Origin of the sequence: Occultella gossypii (assembly GCF_019947135.1) — a bacterium.
Lineage (GTDB): Bacteria > Actinomycetota > Actinomycetes > Actinomycetales > Beutenbergiaceae > Occultella > Occultella gossypii.
Genome location: NZ_JAGSHT010000014.1, coordinates 17,919 through 32,452, shown reverse-complemented (window position 1 = coordinate 32,452; position 14,534 = coordinate 17,919). Strand labels below are relative to the sequence as shown.

Here is a 14,534-nt window from a genome sequence, read left to right as displayed (position 1 = left end):
GCACAGTGGAGCAATGAGCGCGACCACCACCGCTACCCCGATGTCGGAGGTGCTGCAACTGCAGCGCTCCGCCTTCCACCGCGACGGACCCCCCTCCGCCGCGCTGCGCCGGGACCGGATCGACCGGTTCGCGCACGCCGTCGTCTCCCATGCGGACGATCTGGTGGCCTCGATCTCGGCGGACTTCGGTCACCGCCCGGAGATCACCACACTGGTCTCCGACGTGACCACCCTCGCCATCGAGGCCGAACTCACCCGGGCCAGGGTGGGCGCATGGATGCGCCCGCGTCATCCGTGGGGCCGGGTCGGGGGAGCGGCGGGCCGCCTGGCTGGGATGCGCACCGAGGTGCAGCCGTCACCGCTCGGCGTGGTCGGCGTGATGGGCATCTGGAACTACCCGATCAACCTCACCGCGATCCCGGCGCTGTCCGCCCTCGCGGCCGGCAACCGGGTGATGATGAAGATGTCCGAGCTCATCCCGAACACCTCCGAGGTGTTCGCGAACGCGATGCATGACGCGTTCGACGTCGAGGAGCTGGCCGTGCTCACCGGCGACGTGACCGTCTCGAGCGAGTTCGCCTCGTTGGACCTGGACCACCTGTTCTTCACCGGGTCCGCGCGCACCGGCTCGGCGATCATGGCCGCCGCCGCGAAGAACCTGACCCCGGTCACGCTCGAGCTCGGTGGCAAGAACCCCGCGGTGATCAGCGAGAAGACCGCCGCGGATCGTTCCGCCATGCGCCGTGCCGCCGAACGGGTGGCCCTGTCCCGGATCGCCAACGCCGGCCAGACCTGCGTGTCCCCGGACGACGTGTACGTGCCGGAGCTGGCCACCCGCTCGTTCGTCCAGGAGGTGTTCAACGCCTGGGGCCGGGTGGTCCCGGACATGTTCGAGGAGAACGAGGTCACTACCCTCATCAACGACGCCGCCTACGACCGCGTGGTCAACCTCATCGAGGACGCCGCCGCCAAGGGCGCGCAGGTGATCGGGTCGATGCGCTCCGACGACGACGGCGAGGAAGCGCTGCGCGCGGCTCGGATCCTGCCGCCCACGGTGATCCTCGGGGTCACGGACGAGATGGAGATCGCCCACGAGGAGGTGTTCGGCCCCGTCCTGGCCGTGCACACCTACGACGACGTCGATGACGTCATCGATCTCCTCGCCGAGAAGCCGGCCCCGCTCGTGGCCACCTGGTACGGCCCGCACGACCCGGAGTTCGCCGCGTTCGTCGCGCGGACCCGCTCGGGCAGCGTGTCCCGCAACGACTTCGCGGTCTCCCAGTCCTTGCCGGGGATCCCGTTCGGGGGGGTCGGCCGCTCCGGGATGGGCGCCTACCACGGCAAGGCCGGGTTCGACACGTTCTCCCACCTGCGTGCCGTGGTCGGATCGGAGCTGCCGGTCTCGCTCGCGACGCTGGTGACGCCGACGTCGGACACCCGCCTGCTCAGGGCCGTGCGCCGGGGCATCTCCGGGTACGCCAAGGTGCTCGAGCGCCGCCGACGCCGGTGAGCTCGACCGACTTCGGTGCCGCCGGGCAGCCGGAGGTGCCGCTGCTCGGCGGCGACGTCAGCGACGGGCTGGTCCGCAAGGGCGCCACGGTGCGCCGACCCCGCGGGGGCCACAGCCCCGCCGTCGAGGCCTACCTGGCACATCTGGAGGCGACGGGTTTCGACGGCGCGCCCCGGTTCCTCGGCATCGACGCGGCCGGTCGCGAGGTGGTCACGTTCGTCGACGGTGAGATGGGCGGGCGGCCCGTGCACCGCTGGGCCGTGACCGAGGACGTCCTGGTCGACCTGGCCGTCCTGCAGCGCCGTCTCCATGACGTCTCGGCGGACGTGCCACTGCCCGACGGCGTGAGCTGGCCCGAGCGCATCGAGTTCGACGGCGTCCCACGCGTCTTCGATGCTCCCGACGTGATCGGGCACAACGACGTCACGATCGAGAATGTCATCTTCTCCGAGGGCCGGCCGGTGGCGCTGATCGACTTCGACATGGCCGGGCCGTCCACCCGCCTCCTCGACGTCGCCACCACGCTACTGTACTGGGCCCCGGTGCGGCCGCCCGAGCGGCGCGACCCGGCCCTGGCCGACGTCGACACCGGGCGCCGGATGCGGATCTTCGCCGAGGCCTACGGCCTGGACCGCTCCGAGCGGCTGCACCTGGTGGAGGTCCTCGACCGCCGGTTCGCCCGGTCCTACCTCGCCATGGAGCACGCCGCCCGGACCAAGGGCGGCGGTTGGGCGCGGATGTGGGACGAGGGTGTGGGGGAGACGATCCTCGTCACCCATGCGTGGCTGCTTGAGGAGCGCGAGGCGCTGAGTTCGGCACTTCGCTGAGGTCATCGCGGCCGAGCGACCGCCACCCGAAAACTCCTCGACCGTCCGCGCAGGTCGCGCCTACGGTGGCCCCATGGGACTGCGCATCGGTGCACTCGTCGTCGACTGTCACGACCCCGGGCCGCTGGCCCGGTTCTGGGCGGAGGCCCTCGACTGGGTGATCAGCCGGGACACCGATCCCGAGTGGGTGGTCGAGCCGTCGGAGGGGAGTCGGGAGGACTGCGTCGTGGCCGACCTGCTGTTCATCAAGGTCCCGGAGCCCAAGACGAGCAAGAACCGGCTGCATCTGGACCTGCGACCCGAGGACCGGGACGCCGAGGTGGCGCGCCTGGAAGGGCTGGGGGCCACCCGGGTGGACGTCGGCCATGGCGAGGACCGGCCGTGGGTCGTGATGGCGGATCCGGAAGGGAACGAGTTCTGCGTCCAGGACGCCCACTCGCCGCAGGTGCGCGCGGCCTGGCTGCAGCGGTACGAGTCCTACCAGCCGGCGCGGACCTGAACCGGCCGGCGCTGCTCAGCCGCGCGCGATCACGTCGAACCGGTGCCAGTGCTTGGGGCCGACCCCGGACGGCCCGTCGTACTCGACCTCGGTGAGTTCGACCAGCTCGAGCCCGTCGAAGAGTGCCTCCGCGCCGGGCCGGTCGTGGAACGTCATGTTCGCGATGCCGGTCTCGGGGTGGGCCCACGAGTCGTTCACCCCGAACAGGTTGACAGCCAGCACGCCACCGTCCGCCAGGGCGGCCCGGATCCGCTGCCACATCCCCTCGAACGCGTGCTCCGGCACGAACGGGAGGCTGGCGCTGGCCAGGATCAGGTCCGCCGTCGGGATCGGGGCGTCGGCCAGGTCGGCCACCACGGTGGTGAGCAGGGGACCGGGCTCCCGCCCGAGCGCGGTCGTCGCGTTCCGGTGGACCAGGGGCATCGCCTCCGGTGTCCGGTCGATGGCCGTGACCCGCCACCCGTTGGTGAGCAGCCACGCGGCCTCGGCGCCGTCGCCGCAGCCCAGGTCCACCGCATGCCCCGGCGTGCTCCGTGCCTCGGCGCCGTGACGCACCAGGTCGCGTGCGGTGCGTCCCTGGCCGCGCTCGTAGTAGGCGGTCCAGTCCGTGGTGGCGGCGTCGCGCGTCATGGTTCGAGGCTACGCCGTCGGGTTCGCACCGTCGTAGGCGAGGAACCGGCGCTGTGTCACGGCCAGCGCCGCCACGGCGAGCAGGCACAGGCACCCGCCGATCACCGCGGCGGCGCCCTCACCGAACCAGGACGCCTGCGCGCCGACCACCACATCGCCCAGGCGTGGCCCGCCGGCCACGACCACCACGAACACGCCCTGCAACCGGCCGCGCATCGCGTCCGGCGTCGCGGCCTGCAGGATCGTCTGCCGGAAGATCGAGGACACCGAGTCCGCCGCGCCCGCCACCGCGAGCACCACGATGGCCGCGACCAGCGCCCACACCACCACGGTGTCCGGATCGGTCTCACCGGCCAGCAGCAACACCACGCCGAACCCGATGACGGCGACGGCGAACGCCGAGATCGCGCCGACGATCACCTTGCCCTGGGCGCGCACGGCGGACAGACCGCCGGAGAGCGCGCTCGCCAGCACCGCGCCGACCGCGATCGCGGCGGTCAGTGCGCCGGTGGTCGCCTCGCCGCCGCCGATCCACAACACCCCGACGGCGGGGAACAGCACCCGGGGCATGGCCAGCACCATGGCGCTCAGGTCGAGCAGGAACGTCATGCGCAGGTTGGGCCGGGTGCCGAGGTAGCGCAGACCGTCCAGGACCGACGACAGACCGACGCCCCTGCGCCCGACGGGCGCTGCGCCGTCGGGCGTCTCCGGCGGTAGGTCGGGCAGGCGCCAGAGCGCGTACAGCGACGCCACGAACAGCACCATGTCCAGGGTGTAGGCGACCTCGTAGCCCCGCCACGCCACGAGTGCGGCGCCGAGCAGCGGGCCGCCGGTCAACGCGACGTTCCAGGCCAGGGTCTGCAGCGCGTTCGCCGCCGCGAGCTGGGTCGGCGGCACCAGCCGCGGGATGATCGCGGATCGGGCCGGGTTGTTCACCGCGCTCGCCGCGGACTGCATCGCCACCAGCGCGTAGAGCACCCCGACGCTCTCCACGCCGGCCCAGGCCTGGGCGGCCAGCAGGGCCGTAACCACCAGCAGCGCCGTGGAGGCGAGCAGCGCCACCTTGCGGCGGTCGAAGTGGTCCACGAGCGCCCCGCCGTACAGGCCCAGCACCACGAGTGGCACGAGCGCGCAGATGCCGAGGATGCCGACGGCGAGGGTGGACCCGGTCAGGGAGTAGACCTCGAGCCCGACGGCGACCGCGGTCAGCTGGGTGCCGAGGTTGGAGATGCCCAGGCCCCACCACAGCCGCCGGAACGCCGGGACCCGCAGCGGGGCGGTGTCGGCGAGCAGGCGGGGCACGAGCGGTCAGCCTACGCCGGGACCTGACGCGGTGCGTTTCGTGTTCATCGTGGCAGTCGAGCAGCTGCGGTGAGGTCCTGAGGGGTCAGGACAGATGGCCCACGAGATGGTCGACGAACAAGCCGGGGTCGTCGAGCCAGGGGAAGTGTCCGGCGCGCGGTTGGACGAGCAGCTCGGCATCGGGGAACACCGTGGCAAACTCGGCGGCGCAGCGTGGCGGCAGGGCGACGTCGAACTCACCGGCCACGACCAGCGTGGGGAACGGCACCTCCGCGAGCTCGGTCCGGAGCGCGATCGGGTCGATCGCACCGGCGCCGTAGTAGATCGCGGCGGCCTCATCATTGCGCTGCCGGTCCGCGAGCGCCGCATGCGCCCGAGCGTCGTGGTCCCAGCGGCCGTAGGTGAACGGTGTGATCGCCGTCCAGTCGGCGGCCGTGGGTTCGCCGGACCAGATCCGCTCGAAGGCTGCCCACGCCCCGGGGAACCAGGGTTCGCTTCGACGCAGCTCGGCCCGTTCGCGCCGGTCGGCGTCGCTGACGTCAACGGCGAGCGCGCGTGGGCTGGGGTTGACCAGGACGAGGTGCCTGATCCGCTCCGGGTGCCGGGCGGCGTACAACAGGGCCAGGCTCGCGCCGGCCGAGTGCGCGAGCAGGTCGATCCGATCGAGCGCCAGGTCCACGCGCAGCGCCTCGACGTCCTCGACCTGTCGATCGCACCGGTAGGTGGCCGCATCCCGCGGCACCTCGGACGCTCCGGTGCCACGCAGGTCCAGCAGCACCAGCGCACGATGGTCGGACAGCCCGCCGAGGTCGCCGAGGTAGGCCGAGGCCTGCATCGGGCCACCGGGCAGGCAGATCAGCGGCTCACCCGCACCGGCGCGATGGTAGGCGAGCCGGGTGCCGTCACGGCCGTCGAAGGTCTGCATGTCGGCAGCGTAGGTCGCCCGGACGACGCGTCGGGTCTTTTGGCCGGAGAACAGGCGAGGGACCTCGGTCACCAGAAGTTGAGGACGAATCTCCCGACGGCGCCGAAGTCGTAGGTGACGACCCGCGGCACCCGGCTGCCGCCGTCGTCGTAGGTCATGTCGCCACCGCCACTGACCTGCTCGCCGCGCTGCAGAGCGAGGCTGATCTGGTCGTCGATCCACTCCCTCGCGGCGGCGACGCCCGGTGGCCCGGCGAGCCGGTTCATCGGCAGCTCCGGGCCGCCGAACTGCGGTGCCGTGAGCCAGAACCACTCCAGCCGCCCCGCGGCCACCGCCGCGTCGACCTCGTCCTCGGTGGTGACGTCGGCGAACCCGACGCCATCGCGACGCAGGTCCAGGCTGGGTGCTGCCGCCGCCTTCTTCTTGCCGAATCCGAAGATCATGCTGAGTCTCCCGTGTCGGGCCGGTTGCGTTCGCGGCCAAGCATGCCATCGGCGAGGGCCGTCGGCCTGCCCTGGATCCAGGTTCGGGCGTCCACACCCGGCCCAGGTTGCACCGTCGTCCACAGGGTTCGGGCCGCACTTCGGCGGGCGCCTGACCGACTTCTACCGTGCAGGGATAGCGAGCCGAGGAGGCAACATGTGCCTGAAGTGCCAAGGGATGACGGACGCAGAGATCCGGGCGCACTGGGTGGGACTGATCAAGGAACACGGGTGGGCCATCTGCACAGTCGGAGCCGGCCCGGCGAGCCCGCCGATGGCGTACACGATCGGGTTGACCCGCTACCACGGGCATCCGGAACTCGTGATCAGCGGACTGGCCGTCCGCGACGCCACCCCGGTCCTGAACGATCTCGGTGTCGAGATCCGGGACGGGCGCAGGCTCTCGGCTGGTGAGGTCATCGGTGCAGGCCGGCCGCATCCCTACCAGCTGATCGAGGTCTGGAGTCCGCGCCGCCTGATCTGGGCGCAGGAGATCTACGGGGGTCCGGACCGGCGGGTGGTTCCCGCGCTGCAACTCGTCTGGGCCGACCATGACGGTCGGTGGCCCTGGCTTCGCCCGGGCCGGGACCGGTACCAACACCTGCTCGGGCCGGCTCCAGCGGACTCCGGCGAGGGCTGGGTGGACATCGCGTAACCTTGCGGATTGTGGCTACCGACTTCCCGACGGAGATCCAGGGTCTGACCAAGATCCTCGACTCGATCAAGGCTGTGTCCGATCCCGAGGGACTGAGGGCGCGGATCGCGCAACTCTCGGAGGAGGCCGCGGCACCGGATCTGTGGGACGACGCGGACGCCGCCCAGCGGGTGACCAGCCAGTTGTCCCACGCGCAGACGGATCTGGAGCGCCTCGACAAGCTGGGTGAGCGCATCGAGGACCTCGGTGCCCTCGTCGAGCTCGCCGAGGAGGAGGACGACGCCGACACCCTCGCCGAGGCCGAAGCGGAACTGACCAAGATCCACGACGCTCTCAGCGACCTGGAGATCCGCACCCTGCTCTCCGGCGAGTACGACCAGCGTGAGGCCGTGATCACCGTCCGCGCCGGGGCCGGTGGCGTCGACGCCGCCGACTTCGCCGAGATGCTCATGCGGATGTACCTGCGCTGGGCCGAGCAGAAGGGCTACCCGGCGGCCGTGCTGGACACCTCCTACGCGGAGGAGGCGGGTCTGAAGTCCGCCACGTTCGAGATCAAGGCGCCGTATGCGTTCGGCACGTTGTCCGTCGAGGCAGGCACCCACCGGCTCGTGCGGATCTCACCGTTCGACAACCAGGGTCGCCGGCAGACATCGTTCGCGGCCGTCGAGGTGATCCCGCTCATCGAGCAGACCGACCACGTCGAAATCCCCGAGAGCGAGATCAAGGTGGACGTGTTCCGCTCCTCGGGCCCGGGTGGTCAGAGCGTCAACACGACCGACTCGGCCGTGCGGATGACCCACATCCCCACCGGCATCGTCGTGTCGATGCAGAACGAGAAGTCGCAGATCCAGAACCGTGCCGCCGCCCTGCGGGTGCTCCAGTCGCGGCTGCTGCTGCAGCGCCAGGCGGAGGAGAGCGCGGCGAAGAAGGCGCTCGCGGGCGACGTGAAGGCCTCCTGGGGCGACCAGATGCGTTCGTACGTGCTGCAGCCGTACCAGATGGTCAAGGACCTCCGGACCGAGTACGAGTCCGGGAACCCCAGCGCGGTGTTCGACGGCGATATCGACGGGTTCATCAACGCCGGCATCCGTTGGCGCAAGCAGACCGAGCTCGGGGCCTGACCCCGCGCAGGACCGGCCCGACTCCTTCGGCGGGTCTCATCCCGTCGAGCGCCGCAGGACCTGACGGCGTCGGATCGACCCTGCGTCCGTCGCGCAGCACCTCCGGCCCGGGGTAGGCGGACCGTCTCGAGCCGCGGGGGTTGCTGCGTCGCGGGTGCTCAATCGGCGGCAGATCGAGGGTCGGAGCGGGTGGATCGTGATCGGGACCACCAGGATGCCTTCCGGCGGCCCCGGCGTGTCACGCCGGGCGGACAAGTTCCGCTGTTTATGGTGCGAGTGGCCAGGATTTGCCCTTACCCTTCCCCGAGACTGGCCGATGGTCAATACGTGATTCGGTTAGAGAAAGTTTCCAAGGTCTACGCGCGTGGGGCTCGCCCTGCCCTCGACCGGATCTCCATGGAGGTCGAGCGCGGCGAGTTCGTCTTCCTCGTCGGCGCCTCCGGCTCCGGCAAATCGACGTTCCTGCGGCTCGTCCTGCGCGAGGAGCGGCCCACCTCGGGAGCCGTGTTCGTGGCGGGCCGGGACCTGTCCCGGATCTCCCAGTGGAAGGTGCCGCACCTGCGCCGTCAGATCGGGACCGTGTTCCAGGACTTCCGGCTGCTGAACAACAAGTCGGTGTTCGACAACGTCGCGATCGCCCTGCAGGTGATCGGCAAGCCCCGCCATCACGTGATGACCACCGTGCCCGAGACCCTCGAGATGGTCGGCCTGGGCGGCAAGGAGAAGCGGCTCCCGCACGAGCTCTCCGGTGGGGAGCAGCAGCGGGTGGCGATCGCCCGCGCGTTCGTGAACCGGCCCGCGATCCTGCTGGCGGACGAGCCGACCGGGAACCTCGACCCGACCACCTCCGTGGGGATCATGCGCCTGCTCGACCGCATCAACCGGACCGGCACCACCATCGTGATGGCCACCCACGACGACGAGATCGTCGACCAGATGCGCAAGCGGGTGGTCGAACTCGTGGACGGGCAGATGGTCCGCGACCAGGCCCGCGGCGTCTACGGCGCGGAACGGTAGGGCCGGCGGATGCGCGTACGTTTCGTGCTCTCGCAGATCGGGAACGGTCTGCGACGCAACATGGCCATGGCCACCTCCGTGGTGCTCGTGACCTTCATCTCGCTCACCTTCGTCGGGGCCGCGATCCTGCTGCAGATGCAGGTCGCGAACATGAAGGACGACTGGTACGACAAGGTCGAGGTCTCGATCTTCCTGTGCCCCGGGGACTCCTTCGCCGCGACCTGCGCGGGTGGTGAGGTCACCGAGCAGCAGGTGGAGGAGATCCAGGGGGTCCTCGCGTCGGAGGCGCTCAGCGACTACGTCGAGGAGGTCTACGTCGAGACCCAGGAGGAGGCGTTCGTCGCCTTCCAGGAGCAGTTCGGGGACCAGGACTGGGCCCAGCGCATCACCGTGGACCAGATGCAGATCTCGCTGCGGGTGAAACTCGTCGACCCCGAGCTGTACCAGGTGGTCGCCGACGAGGTGGCCGGGCGTGACGGCGTCGAGGAGGTCGTCGACCAGCGGAGCATCCTCGAGCCGCTGTTCCTGATCCTGAACCGCACCACCGTGATGGCGGCGGGGCTGGCCGCGCTCATGATCATCACGGCGATCCTGTTGATCACGACCACGATCCGGCTGTCCGCGATGAGCCGTCAACGGGAGACCTCCATCATGCGTCTGGTCGGCGCATCCAACCTGTTCATCCAGCTTCCGTTCATGCTGGAGGGCGCGATAGCGGCCCTGCTCGGAGCCCTGCTCGCCATCGGGGGCCTGTGGCTGGGGGTCCGCTACATCGTCGAGGACTGGCTGGCCGGCACCGTCCAGTGGGTCAACTTCGTCTCGACGTCGGACGTCTGGCTGATCGCCCCGATCCTGATCGGGATCGGGATCGCCCTCGCAGCCATCAGTTCACTCGTTACTCTGAGCCGATACACGAAGGTCTGAGGTCCCATGCTGAGCTCCGCCAGCCCCAACCACCGTGTGCGACGGTCTGCCCGCACCGCGTGGCGCGTCGCGATGTCGGCGGCACTGACGGTCCTCGTCGGCTTCGTGGTCGTCACCGGCCCGGCTGCCGCCGACGAGATGGACGATCTGCAGGACCAGCAGGATCAGAACGCCGCCGAACGGGAGCAGCTCGCCTCGGCGCTGGAGGGCACCGACGCCGAGCTCGCGGCCACCTATCTCGCCCTCGCGGACACGAACTACCGGCTGCCGATCGCCGAGGCGGAACTGGTCACCGCGAACGCGGAGCTGGCCGCCGCCGAACGGCACCGTGACTCGGTGCAGTCGCGCCTCGAGATCGCGCAGGGCCAACAGGCGGACCTGCTCGCCGAGATCGCCGACGGCGAGGCTGAGATCGTCGAGACCGAAGGCGCCATGGGGGAAGTGGCCCGGTCGGCCTACCGTGGCAACGGGTCGGTGAGCGCGCTGGCCGTGGTCCTCGACGCCACCAGCACCGAGGACTTCGCCAGCCAGTACTCGGTCATGAACTCGGCTCTGCGGACCCAGAACCAGACCCTGACCGACCTGGAGAACCTGACCGCGATCAACCGCAACCGCCAGGTGCGCCTCGACGCCGTCGAGGTCCGCATCAGCGAGCTCAGGGACGAGGCCGAGGCCGCCGTGGCGGCCGCGGAGGTGGCCCGCCAGACCGCTGCGGACCTGGTCACCGAGATCGCCCAGCTGAAGGCCGATCAGGAGGCCCAGGCGGCCTCGCTCGAGACCCTCAAGGCCGAGCAGGCGGACCGTCAGGCAGAACTCGAGGCCGAGAACCAGCAGATCGCCTCCGAGATCAGCGCCCTCGCCGCCGAGCAGGCGGCCGAACGTGCTCGCCAGGAGGCCGCCCTCGCCGCACAGCAGAACAGCGGCGGTGGCGGTGGCGGCAGCGGTGGCGGCGGCGGTGGCGGTGGCGGTGTGCCCGCGCCTCCGTCGGGATCGATCTTCATCCCGCCGATCTCCCGCTCGCTGCACGTCACCTCCTCGTACGGCTACCGTGTGTACCCGATCACCGGCGGCTGGTTCATGCACAACGGCGTCGACCTGCGCTCGAGCTGCGGGGAGGCCCAGATGGCCTCCGCGGCCGGCCGGGTGATCGCCGTGCGCGGCGCGGCCGGCAACGGCACCCACGGCAACCAGGTGATGATCGACCACGGTGTGATCGGCGCGCGGTCCTACGTGACCGTCTACAACCACCTGTCCCGGTTCAACACGAGCGTCGGTGACCGGGTCAGCCAGGGGCAGGTGATCGGCTACACCGGCGCGACCGGGAACGTCACTGGTTGCCACGTCCACTTCGAGATCTGGCGCAACGGTTCCACCGTCGACCCGATGAACTACTTCTAATCGCCTCGAACGCATGGCCTGCGGTGTTCTACCCTGACAGATGCACACCGGTGATCGGTGGCACCCGAAGGAGATCGCAACATCATGAGTAACGCAGCCAAGGGCGCGAAGAAGAAGGCCTCGGCCGCGAACGACCCCAAGACCACCAAGGTCGTGGTCGCCCGGAACAAGAAGGCCCGGCACGACTATCACATCGATGCCACCTACGAGGCGGGCATGTCCCTGACCGGCACCGAGGTGAAGTCCCTGCGGGCCGGCCGTGCCTCCCTGGTGGACGGCTGGATCCACATCGACGGCGGCGAGGCGTGGCTCGAGGGCGTGCACATCCCCGAGTACGTCGAGGGCACCTGGACGAACCACACGCCCCGCCGCAAGCGCAAGCTGCTGCTGCACCGCGCTGAGATCGAGAAGCTGTCCGCGAAGACCCGGGAGAAGGGGCACACGATCGTCCCGCTCGAGCTGTACTTCCTCGGCGGCCGCGCGAAGGTCGAGATCGCGCTCGCCCGAGGCAAGCAGGAATGGGACAAGCGGCAGACGCTCCGCGAGCAGCAGGACACCCGCGAGGCTCAGCGGGCCATGAGTCTGCGCCGGGCCCGCTGAGCCCACCTGACGGTCGCGGCGCGACTCAGTCGCTGATCTCGCTGCCGTCCGGCGCGATCACCCACCACACGTCCTGTACGGCCTGTCCGTTCACGTCCCCGGGCGCGGCGTCACCGACGAACAGGTAGATCGGCCTGCCGTCGACGGTGATCTGGAGCGAGCCGTCCGCCGCGGTGATCGTGCCCACCTCGGCGGTGACCCCCTCGACCGTCGGCGTCTCCGACTCGGTCGTGATCGGCGGCCAGTTGACCAGGCACTCGCCCTCGCACGCGCTCGTACCCGAGTCGGGGACGTCGTTGCTGAAGTAGTAGGCGGTCAGGCCGGCGCCGTCGACGATGACCTCGCCGAGCGAGGTCTCGGCCGTGGCGAGGTCGACGTCGCCCATCGCCCCGGCATCGTCGGTCTCCTCCTCGGCGGGATCGGTCGTTGCCTCCTCCGTGGTCTCCGAGTCCGGGGCCTCCGGGGCGTCCTCCCCGTCGGGCGAGGAACAGGCCACCAGGGCGGTGCTCAGCGCACCAGCGGCCAGCGCGCTGATGAGGATGCGGTGGGTTCGGCGCATGATTCGCACTCCTTCGTCGGGCCGGCCCGAATGGCGGCAGGTTGCCGCCTCCGGCCGGCGCTTCACCCGGATAACGGGACGGGGCCGCCCCAGGTTCACCCGTCCTCTGAACCGATCGGCACGGTGGCTCGTCTATGGGGTGAGGATCGCTCGCAATCGTCGGGTGATCGGGTCGATCATGGAGGGACACGGGCCATGCGGGCACGGACGATCGGAGTCATCGTGGTTGCTGGGGTGCTGATCGTCAGTGGGGTGGTGTTCGGACCACGCCTGTACGCCGACCTGGCCAACCGGTCCGCGGCCGCGCCGCCGGAACTGACCAGCGGCAGCGAATCGTCGTTGGATCCGGCCGCGCTGGACGGCGACTGGACCCTGGCGGCAGGTTCGTACGCCGGGTACCGGGTGCACGAGGTGCTCCAGGGCAACGACGCGAACGTGGTCGGCCGCACCGAGACCGTGGACGGCACGCTCACGATCGCCGACGGCGCCGTGGCTGCCGCGGAGGTCATCGTGGACGTCGAGAGCATCGCGACGGACCAACCGCCCCGCGACGCCTACTTCCGGGGTACCGCGATGGAGGTCGGTACGTTCCCGACTGCCACGTTCACGCTCACGGCGCCGGCCGAACTGCCCGACGGCGGAACTGACGTCACGCTCTCCGGTGACCTGACGGTCCACGGCGTGACGCTCCCGGTCGAGTTCGACGCCAGTGTCGCCGTCGACTCCGCCGGCGCGATCCAGGTGGTCGGGGCGATCGGAGTCACGTTCTCCGACTTCGGTGTGGCGGCTCCGGACCTGGGATTCGTGGTGGTGGACCCCGACGGCGAGATCGAGTTCTCCCTGCTCTGGGAGCCGGCCACGTCATGACCAGTGAGGCGGACGCGAACCTGCGCGCCCTGCACGAGGCGCACGCCTCGGCGCTGCACCGGTACGTCGTCTCGCTGACCGGCGACGAGGCGTTCGCCCAGGACGTGGTCCAGGAGACCCTGGTCCGCGCCTGGCACCACCCGGAGGTCATGGAACGCGCGGAGGGGCCGCGCCGGGCGTGGCTGTTCACCGTGGCTCGCAACCTCGTCATCGACGACCGCCGCAGCGCGCGCAGCACCCGGGAGCGGACGACCGAGCACCTGCCCGAGCGCAGCGGTGGCGACGAGACCATGGCCGTCCTGGACTCGTGGCTGATCACCGAGGCACTGCTGGGGCTGAGCCCGGACCACCGGGCCGTCGTCGTCGGTGCGTACTTCGGGGGCCGATCCGTGGCCGAGCTGGCCGTCGAGCTGGAGGTGCCGGAGGGCACCGTGAAGTCCCGCATGCACTACGCCATGCGAGCTCTGCGGCTTGCGCTGCAGGAGAAAGGGGTCACCCCATGAGTACCGACCGCTACGCCGACTGGGACGGGGCCTACGTGCTCGGCTCCCTGAGCCCGACCGAACGCCGGGAGTACGAGGAGCACCTGGCCGGGTGCCCCGCATGCCGCGCCGCGGTGACCGACCTGGCCGGGATGCCCGGCCTGCTCGCCCAGGTGAGCGCCGAGGACGCCCGCACCCTGCTCGCCGGGATGCCAGGCCCGCCCTCCGAGGCGAGTCCCGACGCCGCGCGCACCCGGCTCGCCGACGAACCCGCTCCCGTGACCCCGCTCCGCCCGAGGACCCGGCCACCGCTACGTCGGAGGCTCCTCGCGGTCGCCGCCGCCATCGCGCTGGTCCTGCTCGGCGGCGTCGGTGGCCTCGCGCTCGCCCAACGGGACACCGCCCCGCCCACCGACGCCATCGAGCTCGAGCTGACGCAGGTGGATGCCAGCGGGGTGAGCGCGGACGTGCAGTTGACGCCCAGGCCCTGGGGCACCAGCCTCGGCTGGGACTGCAGCTATCCGACCGGCCAGTACGCGCCGCCCGAGGACGCCGTATACACGCTGACCCTCGTGGACGCCGACGGCGCCCGGACCGTCGCCGCGACGTGGACAAGTGCCGGCGGGGGCGCCAGCGGCCTGAGCGCCGCGACGGACCTGCCGACCGAGGCCATCGTGGCCGTGGAGATCGGACTCGCCGGGCAGGAGGACGCGCTCGCCAGCGGCACGCTCTGAGG

The 14,534-nt window shown here is 70.7% G+C and carries 17 protein-coding genes; 12 read left to right on the top strand and 5 right to left on the bottom strand.

Features of this window, described 5'->3' with window-relative positions:
- Nucleotides 1-13 precede the first annotated feature (13 nt).
- From KCQ71_RS15315 to KCQ71_RS15305, 3 genes are all read left to right on the top strand, one after another.
- Entirely contained in the window at nt 14-1,510 is a 1,497-nt protein-coding gene (locus tag KCQ71_RS15315; protein WP_223407415.1) for an aldehyde dehydrogenase family protein, read from the top strand.
- Complete coding sequence (locus tag KCQ71_RS15310; RefSeq protein ID WP_223407414.1) at nt 1,507-2,337, top strand: phosphotransferase; 831 nt, start codon at nt 1,507-1,509, stop codon at nt 2,335-2,337. The genes KCQ71_RS15315 and KCQ71_RS15310 overlap by 4 nt, the downstream gene beginning before the upstream one ends.
- 73 nt (nt 2,338-2,410) lie before the next feature.
- On the top strand, nt 2,411-2,836 hold the full coding sequence (locus tag KCQ71_RS15305; RefSeq protein ID WP_223407412.1) for a VOC family protein: 426 nt from the start codon (nt 2,411-2,413) through the stop codon (nt 2,834-2,836).
- 15 nt (nt 2,837-2,851) lie between these two features.
- Here the strand turns inward: KCQ71_RS15305 and KCQ71_RS15300 are convergent, their stop codons facing one another.
- The 4 genes from KCQ71_RS15300 to KCQ71_RS15285 all read right to left on the bottom strand — a co-directional run bounded on the left by KCQ71_RS15300 (nt 2,852) and on the right by KCQ71_RS15285 (nt 6,136).
- On the bottom strand, nt 2,852-3,466 hold the full coding sequence (locus KCQ71_RS15300; RefSeq protein ID WP_223407410.1) for a class I SAM-dependent methyltransferase: 615 nt from the start codon (nt 3,464-3,466) through the stop codon (nt 2,852-2,854).
- Nucleotides 3,467-3,475: 9 nt separating this feature from the next.
- On the bottom strand, nt 3,476-4,768 hold the full coding sequence (locus tag KCQ71_RS15295; protein WP_223407408.1) for an MFS transporter: 1,293 nt from the start codon (nt 4,766-4,768) through the stop codon (nt 3,476-3,478).
- Nucleotides 4,769-4,853: 85 nt separating this feature from the next.
- Nucleotides 4,854-5,693: an alpha/beta fold hydrolase gene (locus tag KCQ71_RS15290; protein ID WP_223407406.1), complete on the bottom strand. Its 840-nt coding sequence runs from the start codon at nt 5,691-5,693 to the stop codon at nt 4,854-4,856.
- A 68-nt stretch (nt 5,694-5,761) separates the two neighbouring features.
- A complete protein-coding gene (locus KCQ71_RS15285; RefSeq protein WP_223407404.1) occupies nt 5,762-6,136 on the bottom strand; it encodes a hypothetical protein in 375 nt (124 codons plus the stop codon).
- Between the two features lie 217 nt (nt 6,137-6,353).
- On the opposite strand from KCQ71_RS15285, the gene KCQ71_RS15280 reads away from it, so the two are divergent.
- The 6 genes from KCQ71_RS15280 to smpB all read left to right on the top strand — a co-directional run bounded on the left by KCQ71_RS15280 (nt 6,354) and on the right by smpB (nt 11,890).
- Nucleotides 6,354-6,830 (top strand): DUF4262 domain-containing protein, encoded by a 477-nt coding sequence (locus tag KCQ71_RS15280; protein WP_223407402.1) that lies wholly within the window; start codon nt 6,354-6,356, stop codon nt 6,828-6,830.
- A gap of 8 nt (nt 6,831-6,838) precedes the next feature.
- Complete coding sequence (gene prfB, locus KCQ71_RS15275; RefSeq protein WP_223407588.1) at nt 6,839-7,951, top strand: peptide chain release factor 2; 1,113 nt, start codon at nt 6,839-6,841, stop codon at nt 7,949-7,951.
- A gap of 327 nt (nt 7,952-8,278) precedes the next feature.
- Nucleotides 8,279-8,968, top strand: coding sequence for a cell division ATP-binding protein FtsE (gene ftsE / locus KCQ71_RS15270; RefSeq protein WP_154793179.1), 690 nt, complete (start codon nt 8,279-8,281; stop codon nt 8,966-8,968).
- 9 nt (nt 8,969-8,977) lie between these two features.
- Nucleotides 8,978-9,892 (top strand): permease-like cell division protein FtsX, encoded by a 915-nt coding sequence (ftsX, locus tag KCQ71_RS15265; RefSeq protein WP_223407400.1) that lies wholly within the window; start codon nt 8,978-8,980, stop codon nt 9,890-9,892.
- 72 nt (nt 9,893-9,964) lie between these two features.
- Nucleotides 9,965-11,290: a murein hydrolase activator EnvC family protein gene (locus KCQ71_RS15260; protein ID WP_223407398.1), complete on the top strand. Its 1,326-nt coding sequence runs from the start codon at nt 9,965-9,967 to the stop codon at nt 11,288-11,290.
- A gap of 84 nt (nt 11,291-11,374) precedes the next feature.
- Nucleotides 11,375-11,890: an SsrA-binding protein SmpB gene (smpB, locus tag KCQ71_RS15255; protein ID WP_223407396.1), complete on the top strand. Its 516-nt coding sequence runs from the start codon at nt 11,375-11,377 to the stop codon at nt 11,888-11,890.
- Between the two features lie 25 nt (nt 11,891-11,915).
- On the opposite strand, the gene KCQ71_RS15250 is transcribed toward smpB, so the two are convergent.
- Nucleotides 11,916-12,449 carry a COG4315 family predicted lipoprotein gene (locus KCQ71_RS15250; RefSeq protein ID WP_223407394.1) on the bottom strand — a complete coding sequence of 178 codons (534 nt, stop codon included), beginning with the start codon at nt 12,447-12,449 and terminating at the stop codon, nt 11,916-11,918.
- Nucleotides 12,450-12,644: 195 nt separating this feature from the next.
- Between KCQ71_RS15250 and KCQ71_RS15245 the strand changes: the two genes are divergently transcribed.
- The 3 genes from KCQ71_RS15245 to KCQ71_RS15235 are packed head-to-tail and all read left to right on the top strand — an operon-like array spanning nt 12,645 to nt 14,532.
- Nucleotides 12,645-13,316: a YceI family protein gene (locus KCQ71_RS15245; protein WP_223407392.1), complete on the top strand. Its 672-nt coding sequence runs from the start codon at nt 12,645-12,647 to the stop codon at nt 13,314-13,316.
- Nucleotides 13,313-13,819 (top strand): sigma-70 family RNA polymerase sigma factor, encoded by a 507-nt coding sequence (locus KCQ71_RS15240; RefSeq protein ID WP_223407390.1) that lies wholly within the window; start codon nt 13,313-13,315, stop codon nt 13,817-13,819. The genes KCQ71_RS15245 and KCQ71_RS15240 overlap by 4 nt, the downstream gene beginning before the upstream one ends.
- A complete protein-coding gene (locus tag KCQ71_RS15235; RefSeq protein WP_223407388.1) occupies nt 13,816-14,532 on the top strand; it encodes an anti-sigma factor family protein in 717 nt (238 codons plus the stop codon). Before KCQ71_RS15240 ends, KCQ71_RS15235 begins: the two co-directional genes overlap by 4 nt.
- The last annotated feature ends 2 nt before the right edge of the window (nt 14,533-14,534 follow it).

Excerpts from the sequence above, each read along its gene's own strand:
- KCQ71_RS15305 (WP_223407412.1), top strand. The coding sequence starts at position 2,411 with ATGGGACTGCGCATCGGTGCACTCGTCGTCGACTGTCACGACCCCGGG.
- KCQ71_RS15250 (WP_223407394.1), bottom strand. The coding sequence starts at position 12,449 with ATGCGCCGAACCCACCGCATCCTCATCAGCGCGCTGGCCGCTGGTGCG.
- ftsX (WP_223407400.1), top strand. The coding sequence starts at position 8,978 with ATGCGCGTACGTTTCGTGCTCTCGCAGATCGGGAACGGTCTGCGACGC.
- smpB (WP_223407396.1), top strand. The coding sequence starts at position 11,375 with ATGAGTAACGCAGCCAAGGGCGCGAAGAAGAAGGCCTCGGCCGCGAAC.
- KCQ71_RS15290 (WP_223407406.1), bottom strand. The coding sequence starts at position 5,693 with ATGCAGACCTTCGACGGCCGTGACGGCACCCGGCTCGCCTACCATCGC.
- KCQ71_RS15240 (WP_223407390.1), top strand. The coding sequence starts at position 13,313 with ATGACCAGTGAGGCGGACGCGAACCTGCGCGCCCTGCACGAGGCGCAC.
- KCQ71_RS15280 (WP_223407402.1), top strand. The coding sequence starts at position 6,354 with ATGACGGACGCAGAGATCCGGGCGCACTGGGTGGGACTGATCAAGGAA.
- KCQ71_RS15245 (WP_223407392.1), top strand. The coding sequence starts at position 12,645 with ATGCGGGCACGGACGATCGGAGTCATCGTGGTTGCTGGGGTGCTGATC.
- KCQ71_RS15300 (WP_223407410.1), bottom strand. The coding sequence starts at position 3,466 with ATGACGCGCGACGCCGCCACCACGGACTGGACCGCCTACTACGAGCGC.
- KCQ71_RS15260 (WP_223407398.1), top strand. The coding sequence starts at position 9,965 with ATGTCGGCGGCACTGACGGTCCTCGTCGGCTTCGTGGTCGTCACCGGC.
- KCQ71_RS15315 (WP_223407415.1), top strand. The coding sequence starts at position 14 with ATGAGCGCGACCACCACCGCTACCCCGATGTCGGAGGTGCTGCAACTG.
- KCQ71_RS15235 (WP_223407388.1), top strand. The coding sequence starts at position 13,816 with ATGAGTACCGACCGCTACGCCGACTGGGACGGGGCCTACGTGCTCGGC.
- KCQ71_RS15285 (WP_223407404.1), bottom strand. The coding sequence starts at position 6,136 with ATGATCTTCGGATTCGGCAAGAAGAAGGCGGCGGCAGCACCCAGCCTG.